Origin of the sequence: Saccharothrix sp. ST-888 (assembly GCF_000955975.1) — a bacterium.
Classification (GTDB): Bacteria; Actinomycetota; Actinomycetes; order Streptomycetales; family Streptomycetaceae; genus Kitasatospora.
The window spans coordinates 1-12,713 of record NZ_JYJF01000032.1 but is presented as its reverse complement, the minus strand read 5'-3'; the positions used below and the strand labels follow the sequence as shown (position 1 = coordinate 12,713).

Sequence of the window (12,713 nt, the reverse complement as noted above, 5' to 3'; positions counted from 1 at the left end):
GTGTCCGCGCACCCCGGCCGCTCAGGTCCTGACCGACGGTTGCGGCCGGGGCGGGGCCTGCGGCTGCGGCGGTACGCCCAACTCCCAGGCCAGCCCGTAGCGGGCGAACAGATCGGCCCGGATCGGCGCCAGCGGCAGTGTCGCGTCCGGCAGCAGGACGCCGATGCAGCCGCCCATCAGCGCGCTGCGCAGCACCGCGTGCTCCGCGGCCGGGTCGGCCGCACCCCAGTCCAGCAGCAGCTCCCGCAGGATCGCCCCGAGTTGCTGCTGCTCCGGGTCCTGGACGAACGCGCCCACGTCCGGGTCGAGGATCAGCGCGAGATGTGAGCGCATCACCCGCGGGTGGTCCATCGCCACGCCGAGCACCGCATCGATCGCGCGTGCCAGTCTGGCCTCGGGGCTTGCACCGGTGGGCAGTTGGGCCAGCGCCTCGGCGAGCTCCAGGTGCATCAGCCGGTGGGTGGCGGCCTGCATCAGCAATCGTTTGCCGTCGAAGTAGTACGACAGCAGCCCGCGCGCGAGTCCGGCTCGGGCGGCGATGTCGCCGAGCGTCGTTCCGGCGTATCCGTGCTGGTCCACGAGCTCGACGGTGGCTCGCATGATGCGCCGGCGGGAACGCTGACGCATCTCCTCGTTGACCGATTCCCCGCGAGGTGCCATCGTGACTGCTCCGTACGTTGACTGGCTCCCAGCCAATATACTGGTGGGGTCAGGTCCGCCGTGCCCGAACCCGGGGACATCCGTATCCGGTACGCCCTCGCTGGTCGGGGCCCGGCCGGGCCCGTACGGTGAGCCGACTCCACCAACACGGGGGTTTGGTGGAGTCGGCTCGCACCACTGCCGACCCTGGAAGATCCGGTCTCCCGGCTGCCGGGCCCTCGTCGCTGCGAGTCGCGCAGTAGTCGGTTTCCGCCGCTCCGGCTCTCACCGCTCCACGAGCACCTCGGCCACGGGCGACCGGTCGTAGTCGTAGTCCGGAACCGGGACGGCTGCCGCGGCGGCCCGCTCGCGCCGGCGGTCGAGCACCGTACCGGCCAGCGCCACCAGCAGGCCCACCAGGGAGACGGCGGTGACCAGCAGCAGCGCGGGACGGTAGCCGTCGAGCTGCTCCTGCGGACTCTCGCCGCCGCCGCTTCCGGCGGTGATGACGGCGGTGACCACCGCGAGCACGACGGCGCTGCCCACCTGGACGGCGGTGTTCACCAGCCCGGAGGCCAGGCCCTGTTCGTCGTCCGGGACGCCGTTGGTGGCGGCGATGTTCACCGAGGGGAAGGCGAGCGCGAAGCCCGCGCCGAGCAGCACCATGCTCGGCAGGACGAGCCAGACGTAGCCGCTGTGCTCGTCGAGGCGGAGGAAGAGCGCGAACGCGGCGGTCAGCGCCAGCACCCCGAGCGGAAGCAGCCGGGTGGTGCCGAGGCGGTCGACGATGGCACCCATCCTGGGCGCGGAGAGCGCGACCAGCGCCCCGGCGGGGAGGAAGCCCAGGGCCATGTCCAGCGCGGACCAGTGCAGCAGCCGCTGCAGGTAGAGGGTGGCGATGAACTGGAAGCCCGCGTACGAGCCGATGGCCGTGAACGCGACGATGTTGGCGCGGCTGACGCCGCCGTTGCGGAAGATCCCGAGCCGGACCAGCGGGTGGTCGGTGCGCTGCTCGATCGCCAGGAAGGCGGCCGCCAGCGCGGCGACCACCAGCAGTGACAGCAGCGTCCTGGCACTGGCCCAGCCCGCGCTCTGCGCCTCGGTGACGGTGAAGACGAGCAGCAGCAGCGCACCGGTGCCGGTGATCGCGCCGGCGACGTCGTAGCCGCCCGAGGCGCGCTCGGGGGAGTGCCGGCGGGGGAGCAGCCGGACGGCGGCGACGAGCGCGGCCAGGGCGACCGGTACCGGCATCAGGAAGGTCCAGCGCCAGCCGGCCGAGGTGAGCAGGCCGCTGAGCACCAGGCCGAGCGAGAAGCCGCTGGCGCCGCAGGTGGTGTAGATGCTCAGCGCGCGGTTGCGGGCGGAGCCCTCGGCGAAGGTGGTGGTGATGATCGAGAGCCCGGCCGGCGCGGTGAAGGCGGCCGCGATGCCCTTGAGGAAGCGGGTGGCGATCAGCAGCCCGCCGTCGTCCACCAGTCCGCCGAGCAGCGAGGCGCCGGCGAAGACGGCGAGCGCGATCAGGAAGACCCGGCGGCGTCCCAGCAGGTCGGCCGCCCGGCCGCCGAGCAGCAGCAGCCCCCCGTAGCCGAGGACGTAACCGCTCACCACCCACTGCAGGGCGGAGGTGGACAGGTGCAGGTCGGAGCCGATCGAGGGCAGGGCGACGCCGACCATCGAGACGTCGAGGGAGTCGAGGAACAGGGCTGCGCAGAGGACGATGAGGGTGCCCCACAGGCGTGGGCTCCACCGTTCGTCGCCGTGGACGGACCCGCTGTCGGAGGTCTCGGCCGGGGCGGTGGTCGGGGACGGTTGGGCTGTGGTCATGGGAGGAGAATACGTGCATGTGCAATCAATGCAAGGAGATTTAATGCATCTGCATTAATTGATCGAGCATGTGCTACCGTGGGTGGATGCCCGGACTCGATGCCGTCACCCCCGATGCCCCGGAGGCGAAGCTGGTCGCCGCATGGCGTGACCTGCTGGCCCGCCATGCGGCGGTCTCCACCGCGCTGGAGCGCGAACTGGGAGAGCTGCACGGCCTGGGGATGAGCGACTTCGAGGTGCTGGAGCGGCTCTTCGAGGACGAGCGGCGGGTCGACCACAAGCTGCGGGTCCAGGACCTCGCCCAGACCGTCCACCTGAGCCAGAGCGCGCTCTCCCGGCTGATCGGTCGGCTGGAGAAGGGCGGACTGGTCGAACGGGCGATGTGCGACGCCGACCGCCGGGGGATCTTCGTCACCCTCACCGAGGCCGGGCGCGCCCGCTACACCGCGGCCCGCCCGCTGCACCGCGAGATCCTCGCCCGCACGCTGGCGGACCCGCCCGCTGCGGCGGACTGCGACGCCTGAACGGACTCGCGCGGGCGGTAACGCCTGAGTGGACTCGTGCGCCGCGCTGGCGCCGACGTTTCAGAGCAGTGTGGTCAGTCCCGGTGCGACCGCGAGCAGGACGGCGGCGGCCGGGGCCGCCAGGGCGGCGACGGTCAGCCGCAGCCGGTGGTGCACGGGCAGGCGCGGTTCGCCGGCCAGCAGCCGGTCCACCCGGCGCGGCGACTGGGCCAGTTGCTGGGGCAGGCAGGACCCGAACACCCCGCGGCCGGAGTTGAGTTCGGCGAGGGCGAGGGCCGTGGTCACCCGGCCGTGCCGGCGGGCCGCGCGGTCGTCCGCCGCCAGTTCGACCAACTCGCCGACCTGGTCGCGGAAGGCACTGAAGACACCCACCCCGGGGAACCCGGTGGCCAGCGCCTCGGCGCACTGCGCCAACCAGTGGTGCCTGGCCCGGACATGGCCGCGCTCATGGCTCAGGACGGCGGCCAGCTCGTGGTCGCTCAGCTGCCGCAGCGCCCCCGTGGTCACCACCAGTCGGGCGCCGGGACCCGGCAGGGACCACGCCTCGGGGCGCGCGTTCTCCAGCACCACCAGCCGCTCCCGGCCGTTGCGGACCCGGGGGCTGCCCAGTTCGGCGGGCAACTCGGGTGCCCGGTGGCTGAGTTGGGCGTGCCGGTGGTCGCGCAGCGCGCGCGCCGACCGTACCTCGCGGGTGAACGAGACCGCCGTCCACACCCCGCCGAGCGCGAGCAGCCCGCCGCACAGGCGTCCCCAGCCCTCCGAGCCCGCCAGGCCGTAGGCCGCCTCGACATCCCTCGGCGCCCCGGCGAAGACCAGCTCGCGCAGCTCCGGCAGCGCGGCCGCAGCGGCCAGCAGCAGGCCGAGCACGCAGCACAGCAGGACGGCGACCACCAGGCACTGCCAGGCCCACAGGGCGAGCACCGGTTCTCGCTCGGCCCACCGGGCCCGGGCCAGTCGCCCAGGGGCCACGGTGGCCAGCATCGATCCGAGCAGCAGCAGGCTGAGCAGGGCCGTCATTCGAAGTGCTCCCCCAAGGACGCACGGGAGCGCGGCATCGCGCTGTCCCCAACCTATGCGCTGCCGGGGCCCCGGGGAACGCACTTGCAGCGCAGGTGACCAACACCACTGGGCACCGCCGCGCTGACCACTTGTCAGTGGCGGAGGGCAGAATCCCCGCCATGAACGATGCCGACGCCTCCCGTCTGCCCGTCTCCCTCCTCACCGAGGACGGCGGCCAGCTCGACCGACCGACCGAGGTCGAGCTGCGCGCCCTGCTGGCCCGGATCGGCGGCCCCGGCGACCACTACGTGGTGGCGGAGCGGATACCCGCCGAGCCGCAGGTCTTCCTGCAGACCTGGCGGGAGGCCGACGGCCCCTTCGAGGTCGAGTACCGCGACGGCTCCGCGGACCAGTACGGCGTGCGGGCCACCGACCCCGCCGCCCTGGCCGAGACCTTCCTCGCCTGGGCCGGCGGCGACCCTTCCTGGGCCGCCGCGCACGACTGGCGGCGGCTCGACCTGACCTCCACCCCCGGCCTCACCGAGGAGATCCGCGCCCAGGCCCAGGAGCATGCGCGCACCCTGCTGCGCGGCGGCTTCCTGGACTTCCGGGCGGTGGCCGTGGCGGTCTCGGAGATGTCCGAACCGGGGGAGGGCTTCGTCACCGTCGAGCAGGCCGGACGGATCCTGGGGCCGCTCTGGGACGAGCGGCTCGCCGAACAGGAGTCCTGGCCCGAGGTGACCGACGCCGACCGGCTGGCGCGGGCCTTCGCCACCCTGGAGGACCAGGGCGTCGTGGCTCGGATGAACTTCGCCTGCTGCGGCCGGTGCGGACACGGCGAGATACAGGAGTTCGCCGACGGGCGGGCCCGCGGCTACGTGTTCTTCCACAGCCAGGACACCGATCGCGCCGCCGCGGGTCACGGGCTCTGGCTGGCGTACGGGGCGTACGGGCCGGACCACCGGCAGAGCGGGCGGGACACGGCGATCGGCGCCGAGGTGGTGGCCGCCCTGACGGAGGCCGGCCTGCCCGCGGTCTGGGACGGCTCGCCGGACACCGCCGTCCGGGTCGCCCCGCTCGACTGGCGCAGGCGACTGCCGCAGTAGCCCGCAACCCCGTCGATCCCCGTGCCGGGCCCGGCCGTTCGTGCCGGGCCCGGTACGGGCCGGGCGCTGCCCGCCCGGACGTCACATCGACAGCAGCATCGCGAACATCCCGACACCCATCGCCAGCCGGCAGGCCCGGGACACCCCGTCGGCTGCGGCCGTGCCCGCCGCCATGGTCCCGCCCGCGACGACTGCGCCAGGGACGGAGAGCAGCCGACTGCCGCTCCAGAGCGCGTAGCAGCCGAAGTAGAGCAGCAACGCACCCGTCAGCAACGGCAGTCCGGAGGACGTGCCGTGGTGTGCGTGCTCGTGCGCGCGCGCATCGGCCATGGTGAGCGCCATGTACGCCATGGCGAGCGCTCCGATCCCGTGGTGCAGCCGGTGGGCCCGCAGGGCCGGGCTGCCGGGGCGGAGCGCCGCGACCACCTGGGTGGCGGCGAGCAGCGCGAACGGCCAGCCCCAGAGGGTGCCCGGCCGCAGGGCCATGCCCGCCATGCCGAGGCCCATCAACGCCTCGGCGACGTCCGACTCGTGGGCGGCCCGGCCCCGCCCGGCCCCGCCGTGCGCGCCGCAGGAGGGGCCGGGGCTGCGCAGGCGGGCCAGGCAGTACCCGCTGGAGCCGACGGCCAGTGCGGCCAGCAGCCAGGTGACGAGGGCGGGTCCGTGCATCGGTGCACCTCTCGGCCGGTCACGTGGCCCCCGGTCCCGGTGTACGCCGGCTCCGAGGGCTGTTCACCGTCCACGATCACCGATCAGGGGGGAGGCGCAGCAGGGCGCGCGCGGGGGCGCACTGAGGTGATCAGCCGGACAACTGCCCGCAGGTCAGGCGATCCGACCGTCCCGGCCGTCACCGGTGCCTCTCCCGCGCCGCCTGAACGCAGCCCTGCGACCCCGAGGGGCCCGCATGCCGAAGCGTTCCCGCCTCCGCAGGGTCAGCCCGCGAGCCGTCCGGCCGCGACGATCCGGCTGAGGAACTGTCGGGTGCGCTCCTGCTGTGGGTCGCCGAAGACCTGCTCGGGCGGGCCCTGTTCGAGCACCACGCCGCCGTCGAGGAAGCAGACCTGGTCGGCGACTTCGCGCGCGAAGCCCATCTCGTGGGTGGAGAGCACCATGGTCATGCCCTGCTCCTTGAGGTCCCGGACGACCGCCAGCACCTCGCCGACCAGCTCGGGGTCGAGCGCCGCCGTGATCTCGTCCAGGAGCAGCAGCCGGGGGCCGGTGGCGAGCGCCCGGACGATGGCGACCCGCTGCTGCTGCCCGCCGGACAGCCGGTCGGGGTACTCCTTGGCCTTGGCGGCCAGGCCCAGCCGGTCCAGCAGCTCCCGTGCCCTGGCCTCGGCCTCCGCCTTGGCGACGCCGTGCACCCGGCGCGGGGCGAGCGTGATGTTGTCCAGCACGGTCATGTGCGGGAAGAGGTTGTACGCCTGGAAGACCACGCCGATCCGGCGCCGGACGGCGTCCTGGTCGGCGCGCGGGTCGGTGATCTCCTCGCCGTCGAGGAGGATCGCACCGTCGTCGATCTCCTCCAGCAGGTTGGCGCAGCGCATCAGCGTCGACTTGCCGGAGCCCGAGGCGCCGATCAGCGCGGTCACCGAGTGGGCGGGCACGGCGAGTTCGATGTCGCGCAGCACCACGTGCTCGCCGAAGCTCTTGCGGACGGCCTCCAGCCGCAGCACTGCGTCGTCGGTCGTACCGGTCATACGGTCCCTCCCTGGTGCTGGCGGCGGTTCATCCGGGCCGTCGTCCAGTCGGTGAACCGGGTCATCGGGATGGTCAGCATGATGAAGACCAGTGCCGAGACCAGGTAGGGCGTGTAGTTGAAGGTCTGCGAAGTGATGATCTTCGCGGCGTACACCGCGTCGATCACGCCGCCGATGGAGACCAGGCCGGTGTCTTTCTGAAGCGAGACGAGGTTGTTCAGCAGCGGCGGTACCACCCGCCGGACGGCCTGCGGCAGCACCACGTAGCGCATCGCCTGCGCGTTGCTGAGCCCCAGCGAACGGGCGGCGGCACGCTGGCTGGGGTGCACCGACTGGATCCCGGCGCGGAACACCTCGGAGACGTAGGCGGAGTAGGTGAGCACCAGGGCCGCGCCGCCGAGCAGCAGCGGGTCGGTGGTCACGCCGGTCAGTCGCAGCGCGGGTACGCCGGTGATCATGATCAGCAGGCAGATGATCATCGGCAGGCCGAGGAAGAAGTCCACGTACGCGGTGGCCAGCAGCCGCACCGGCAGGAAGACCGGCCCCTGCAGGGTGCGCAGCAGAGCCAGCAGCAGGCCGAAGAGGAGGATCAACACCCCGCAGACGGCCATCAGTTCGAGGTTGACCCGCAGGCCCCTGAGCACCTCGGGCAGCGCCTGCCAGGCGTAGTGCGCGTTGAAGAAGGTGTCCCGGGTGCGCTCCCAGCCGGGCGAGTTGACGACCACCAGGTAGAGCACCAGCGCGGTGCCGCCGGTGCTGAGGGCGGCGATCAGCGCCGAGCGCCTGGCCCGCTGCCTGCGGTACGTCTCGCGGGCCAGCCGACGGGCGGACGGGCGGTACGGCTCGGCCGCACCGGCCCCGGGCACCCCACCGTCGGCGGACCGCCCGCCGCCGGAGGGCCGCCCGCCCTGCGCCGTACCGGCGGTCACTTGAGCACCGGCGCCGAGACGGCGTCGGACAGCCACTGCTTCTCCAGCCTGGCGAGCGTGCCGTCGGAGCGCAGCGCGTCGACCGCCTGGCTGACACAGCCGGTCAGCGCGCTGCCCTTGTCCAGCACCAGGCCGAACTGCTCGGCGCCGCCGCCCTCCAGCTGCCCGACCACCTTGGCGTCCGTCACCTCGGCGCCGGTGATGTAGAACGCGGTCGGCAGGTCGACCACCAGCGCGTCGATCTGACCGTTCTTCAGCGCGGCCTTCGCCAGGTCGTTGTCGTCGAAGACGGCCGGCCGGGTGCTGGGCCTGATCTGGTCGGTGATGCTCGCCAGGCTCGTGGTGCCGACCTGGGCGCCCAGCTTGGCGCCCTTGAGGTCGGCCAGGCTGCCGGCCGACGCGAACCCGGAGCTCTTCAGCGCCACCACGGCCTGCCGCACGTCGTAGTAGCCCGAGGAGAAGTCGACCGACTTCCTGCGGTCGTCGTTGATCGACACCTGGTTGACGTCGAAGTCGAAGTCCTTGGCGCCCGGCGCGAACGCTTTGTTGAACGGGCTGACCACCCAGCTGACCTTGTCCTTCGGGTAGCCGAGCCGGTCCGCGACGGCGTACGCGACGGCGGACTCGAAGCCGTTCCCGTTCTCCGGCTTGTCGTCGGCGAACCAGGGCGCATAGGCCGGCTTGTCGGTGCCGACGGTCAGCGTGCCCCCCTTCCTGGTCGCCAGCGCACCCTTGGCGCACCCGCCCGCGGCCTGCGCCGAACCGGTACCGGCGGCCGGGGAGGCCGCCTGGCCGGTCTCGGCGTCCTGCGGCGCGCAGGCGGTGAGCACCGAGGCGGCGAGGAGCAATGCGGCGAACGGCGCCAGGCGGGCGACGCGCGAGCCGGAGGCAGGGGTCATGGCAGGACTCCAGGAGAGGGCGAAGAAGGTGGGATCGCGGACGGGCGCCCTCGGGACAACGTGCCCACCGCGCGCGGTGGGCACACCGGAATCCCCCGGTGGCGGCGCCGCAGGGCACGGGGCATGGTCGGCGTACGGCACCGTCTCCGCGGTGCCTCCCGCGCCGGCGTCAGCGGCGACAGCTGCAGCGGTCGTGCGCGTGGCAACAGGAGCACACCCGGAGCAGGTCGCGGTGGCGCTGCGCCACAAGATCCGCCGGGAGCATGGCGGGAGGTTCGCACCCCACCAGGACGCCTGTCCACAACCAGCCGTCAGGTGTCCAGATAGCGGACACCTGACCTGCTGCGTCCGATCGACGACCGACCCCCCCTTGAACAGGAGAACCTTTCGAATCTATGGTGTCTCTGTCGAAATAACTCCTGTCGAAGTGAGTCTCAGATGCAGAATCTTTCGCCAAGGCTCGCTGTGGCGGCCGACCGTCCCGTAGCGTCCCCGGTCCCCCGGCCCTCCGGCCACGCGGCGCACCCCGCCTGGCTCCGGCTCAAGGACGCCGTCGAGGCCCTGCGCCCCCTGCAGTCCAAGGACGGCTCCATCGATCTCGCCGCCGTCCAGCGGCAGACCGTCGACCCCCTGATCGACACCGTGCTCACCGCGGTCGAGGAACTCGCCCCGCTCTTCCCGCACGACGCCGAGTACCTCACCGCCGTCCAGGCGGACCTGCGCAAGTGGGCCGACACCGGCTACCGCGAGCCCGACTTCCTCGACTCGCTGCTCGCCTTCCACCCCGCCGCGCAGCGCACCGACGGCCTCGAGCACCTGGTGCTCTTCCCGATGTACACCCAGAACGGCAACCCGAACCGCAACCTCGAAGCCGTCCTGCTGCAGGTCGTCTGGCCCGAGTGGCTCGCCGAGCTGGAGCGCACCCGCTTCGACAACCCGATGTTCGTGCCGATCACCTTCACCGACTTCACCGCGGGGTACGACACCAACTCGGCCGTGCTCTTCCCGGAGACCGTCGCCGTCCGCAAGGCCCCCGAGCGCTTCACCTGGGGCGGCATCTTCTGCGACCGCGAGGCCGCCCGCTTCCGCGCCGTCTCCACCAGCGCCGTCGGCCAGCTCGGCCTGGAGATCCCGGCCGACGCTGAGGAACTGCTCATCGACCAGGAGCGCGCCCAGCAGACCTTCGTCCTGTGGGACCTGGTGCACGACCGCACCCACAGCCACGGCGACCTGCCGTTCGACCCGTTCATGATCAAGCAGCGCAGCCCGTTCTGGATGTACGGCCTCGAAGAGCTCCGCTGCGACCTGACCGCCTTCAAGGAGGCCGTCCGCCTGGAGGCCGAGGGCTACCCGCAGGGCCGCGACGTCCAGTACGCGATCCTCTTCGACCGCCTGTTCCGCTTCCCGGTCAGTGGCGACCGCGTCCGCAACTACGACGGCATGGGCGGCCAGCTGCTCTTCGCCTACCTGCACAAGCACGACGCGCTGCGCTGGCGCGACAACCGCCTCAGCATCGACTGGGCCCGCGTCGCCGAGGTCACCAACCAGCTCTGCGGTGAGATCGAGACCCTCTACCGCGACGGCATCGACCGCCCCAAGACCGCCCACTGGATCGCCGCCTACCAGCTGGTCTCCCGCTACCTCACCCCGCACCCGGCCTCCACCTGGGCCAAGGGCCCGGAGGCGCTGCCGCTCGACATCACCGACGGCAAGGCCCTCAACAAGGCGCTGTGCGACGCCGTCGTGCCCGACGAGTTCCCGCTCAGCATGTTCTACGAGGCCCTCTCCAAGAAGCTCAGCGGCGTCATCGCCGCCACCACCGGCATCACCGGCGCGGGCGTGACGGGGGTCGCCGCATGAGCGCCCTGACCGGCAAGGTCATCGCCGTCGCCGGGGCCAGCGGCCCCGCCGGCCAGGCCGTACTCCGCCGCCTCGCTGCGGGCGGCGCCACCGTGATCGGCGCCGACATCGATCCGCAGCGTCTCGACGCGGCGGTGGACCTCGTCCGCACCGCCGTGCCCGACGCCAAGGTCAGCAGCCAGGTCATCGACCTGCTCGACCCGCAGGAGGTCCACGACTGGGCCGACCACCTGGAGGCCGAGCACGGCCACGTCGACGGCGTCTTCCACCTGGTCGGCGGCTGGCGCGGCAGCAAGACCTTCTTCGACAGCCGGATAGACGACTGGGACTTCCTGCACGACCGCGTGGTGCGCACCCTCCAGCACACCTCGCTGGCCTTCCAGCCCGCGCTGGTCCGCAGCGAGGCCGGCCGGTACGCCATCGTCTCCGCCGCCGCGGCACACAAGCCGACCGCCGGAGGCGCCGCCTACGCCGCGGCCAAGGCCGCCAGTGAGGCCTGGACGCTCTCGATGGCCGACTCCTTCAAGAAGGAGACCACCTCGGCCGACGGCGAGCCCACCGCCGCAGCTGCGATCCTGGTGATCAAGGCACTGGTCACCCCCGAGATGCGGGCCGAGAAGCCGGAGGCGAAGTTCGCCGGTTTCACCGACACCGCCGACCTGGCCGAGACCCTGGCGGGCCTCTGGGACCGCCCCGCAGCAGAACTGAACGGACAGCACCTGTGGCTGACAGCCCGATGAGCACCACCGCCGGATCGCTTCCCGGAGCGACCGACGCGGTACGGCGGCACGACCCCGCCGTCCGCGGCTTCGCCAGCGACAACTACGCCGGGATCCACCCCGAGATCCTCGCCGCGATAGCCCTCGCCAACGACGGCCACCAGATCGCGTACGGCGAGGACCAGTACACCGAGCACCTCCAGACGGTCTTCCGCAAGCACTTCGGCGAGCGCGCCGAGGCGTACCCCGTCTTCAACGGCACCGGCGCCAACGTCGTCGCCCTCCAGGCCCTGCTCCCGCGCTGGGGCGCGGTCGTCGCCGCGGAGAGCGCCCACATCAACGTGGACGAGTGCGGCGCCCCCGAGAAGATCGCGGGCATCAAGCTGCTCACCGTCCCCACCCCGGACGGCAAGCTCACCCCCGAGCTGATCGACCGGCAGGCCTGGGGCTGGGGCGACGAGCACCGCGCCCAGCCGCTCGCGGTCTCCATCACCCAGAGCACCGAACTCGGCACCCGCTACACCGCCGAAGAGGTCCGGGCGATCTGCGACCACGCCCACGAGCGCGGAATGCTCGTGCACATGGACGGCTCGCGCCTCGCGAACGCCGCCGCCTCGCTCGACCTCCCCTTCCGCGCCTTCACGACGGACGCGGGCGTCGACATCCTGTCCTTCGGCGGGACGAAGAACGGCCTGATGTTCGGCGAGGCCGTCGTGGTCCTCAACCCGGACAAGGTCCGCGACATCAAGTTCCTGCGCAAGATGTCGATGCAGCTCGCCTCGAAGATGCGCTTCGTCTCCGTGCAGTTCGAGGCGCTGCTCACCGGCGACCTGTGGCTGCGCAACGCCGGCCACGCCAACGCCATGGCCAAGCGGCTGGAGACTGCCGTCCGCAAGATCGACGGCGTGACGGTGGTCCGGCCGGTCGAGGCCAACGCGGTCTTCGCCCTGCTCCCGAGGGAAGTCAGCGAGCGGCTGCAGAAGCAGTACCGCTTCTACTTCTGGGACGAGCACACCGGTGAGGTGCGCTGGATGGCGGCCTTCGACACCACGGAGGCCGACATTGACGCCTTCGCGGCGGCAATCGCGGAGGAGATGAGCCGGGTCTGACCTTCGCGTCGGGCTCGTCGGTCGCCCCTGTCCGGGACCCGTGGGGGGCTCCGGGCGGGGGCGATTTGCTTGTGGGGGGTCGTGCCCCGTACAGTTCCGGAGTCGCACCGCGAGGGGCGAAGAAAAGCGAATTAGATGAAATTCGGGCCGGAAAACGGAACGGAAAGCATCTGATAAGCTCGAAACACGAAAGAACGAAGCGCCCGGAGGGCTCGCTGGAAGGCGACCTGAAGGAAGCGTCCGTTCCTTGAGAACTCAACAGCGTGCCAAAAGTCAACGCCAGATATGTTGACATCCCCGGCGAGACCGTCATGGTCTTGTTGGAGATTCCTTTTGAAGTAAAAAACACAGCGAGGACGCAGTGCGCGGGGTCACCTTATTCCGGTGGTTGCCGTGCCGCTCAAC

Annotated in this window: 12 protein-coding genes; 5 read left to right on the top strand and 7 right to left on the bottom strand. The window is 71.9% G+C overall.

Going from position 1 to position 12,713, the window contains the following annotated elements:
* Window positions 1–21 precede the first annotated feature (21 nt).
* Both UK12_RS13235 and UK12_RS13230 read right to left on the bottom strand, forming a co-directional pair.
* Entirely contained in the window at window positions 22–627 is a 606-nt protein-coding gene (locus UK12_RS13235; protein WP_197084815.1) for a TetR/AcrR family transcriptional regulator, read from the bottom strand.
* A gap of 297 nt (window positions 628–924) precedes the next feature.
* Window positions 925–2,463 (bottom strand): MFS transporter, encoded by a 1,539-nt coding sequence (locus tag UK12_RS13230; RefSeq protein WP_045303110.1) that lies wholly within the window; start codon window positions 2,461–2,463, stop codon window positions 925–927.
* A gap of 86 nt (window positions 2,464–2,549) precedes the next feature.
* On the opposite strand from UK12_RS13230, the gene UK12_RS13225 reads away from it, so the two are divergent.
* On the top strand, window positions 2,550–2,987 hold the full coding sequence (locus UK12_RS13225; protein ID WP_045303147.1) for a MarR family winged helix-turn-helix transcriptional regulator: 438 nt from the start codon (window positions 2,550–2,552) through the stop codon (window positions 2,985–2,987).
* A 60-nt stretch (window positions 2,988–3,047) separates the two neighbouring features.
* On the opposite strand, the gene UK12_RS13220 is transcribed toward UK12_RS13225, so the two are convergent.
* Entirely contained in the window at window positions 3,048–4,004 is a 957-nt protein-coding gene (locus tag UK12_RS13220) for a M56 family metallopeptidase (RefSeq protein WP_045303109.1), read from the bottom strand.
* A 161-nt stretch (window positions 4,005–4,165) separates the two neighbouring features.
* Here UK12_RS13220 and UK12_RS13215 point away from each other — a divergent pair, with 161 nt between their 5' ends.
* Window positions 4,166–5,092 carry a DUF6891 domain-containing protein gene (locus tag UK12_RS13215; RefSeq protein WP_045303108.1) on the top strand — a complete coding sequence of 309 codons (927 nt, stop codon included), beginning with the start codon at window positions 4,166–4,168 and terminating at the stop codon, window positions 5,090–5,092.
* Window positions 5,093–5,173: 81 nt separating this feature from the next.
* On the opposite strand, the gene UK12_RS13210 is transcribed toward UK12_RS13215, so the two are convergent.
* From UK12_RS13210 to UK12_RS13195, 4 genes are all read right to left on the bottom strand, one after another.
* Window positions 5,174–5,761 carry a DUF5134 domain-containing protein gene (locus UK12_RS13210; RefSeq protein ID WP_045303107.1) on the bottom strand — a complete coding sequence of 196 codons (588 nt, stop codon included), beginning with the start codon at window positions 5,759–5,761 and terminating at the stop codon, window positions 5,174–5,176.
* Window positions 5,762–6,024: 263 nt separating this feature from the next.
* On the bottom strand, window positions 6,025–6,792 hold the full coding sequence (locus tag UK12_RS13205; protein ID WP_045303106.1) for an amino acid ABC transporter ATP-binding protein: 768 nt from the start codon (window positions 6,790–6,792) through the stop codon (window positions 6,025–6,027).
* Window positions 6,789–7,721 (bottom strand): amino acid ABC transporter permease, encoded by a 933-nt coding sequence (locus UK12_RS13200; protein ID WP_231591185.1) that lies wholly within the window; start codon window positions 7,719–7,721, stop codon window positions 6,789–6,791. Before UK12_RS13200 ends, UK12_RS13205 begins: the two co-directional genes overlap by 4 nt.
* Complete coding sequence (locus UK12_RS13195) at window positions 7,718–8,620, bottom strand: ABC transporter substrate-binding protein (RefSeq protein ID WP_045303105.1); 903 nt, start codon at window positions 8,618–8,620, stop codon at window positions 7,718–7,720. Before UK12_RS13195 ends, UK12_RS13200 begins: the two co-directional genes overlap by 4 nt.
* 438 nt (window positions 8,621–9,058) lie before the next feature.
* Between UK12_RS13195 and UK12_RS13190 the strand changes: the two genes are divergently transcribed.
* From UK12_RS13190 to UK12_RS13180, 3 genes are read left to right on the top strand one after another with little or no spacing between them, the layout of a single operon-like run.
* Entirely contained in the window at window positions 9,059–10,480 is a 1,422-nt protein-coding gene (locus UK12_RS13190) for a DUF6421 family protein (protein ID WP_082119568.1), read from the top strand.
* Entirely contained in the window at window positions 10,477–11,220 is a 744-nt protein-coding gene (locus UK12_RS13185; RefSeq protein ID WP_045303103.1) for an SDR family NAD(P)-dependent oxidoreductase, read from the top strand. Before UK12_RS13190 ends, UK12_RS13185 begins: the two co-directional genes overlap by 4 nt.
* Complete coding sequence (locus UK12_RS13180; protein ID WP_045303102.1) at window positions 11,202–12,308, top strand: threonine aldolase family protein; 1,107 nt, start codon at window positions 11,202–11,204, stop codon at window positions 12,306–12,308. Before UK12_RS13185 ends, UK12_RS13180 begins: the two co-directional genes overlap by 19 nt.
* Window positions 12,309–12,713 lie beyond the last annotated feature (405 nt).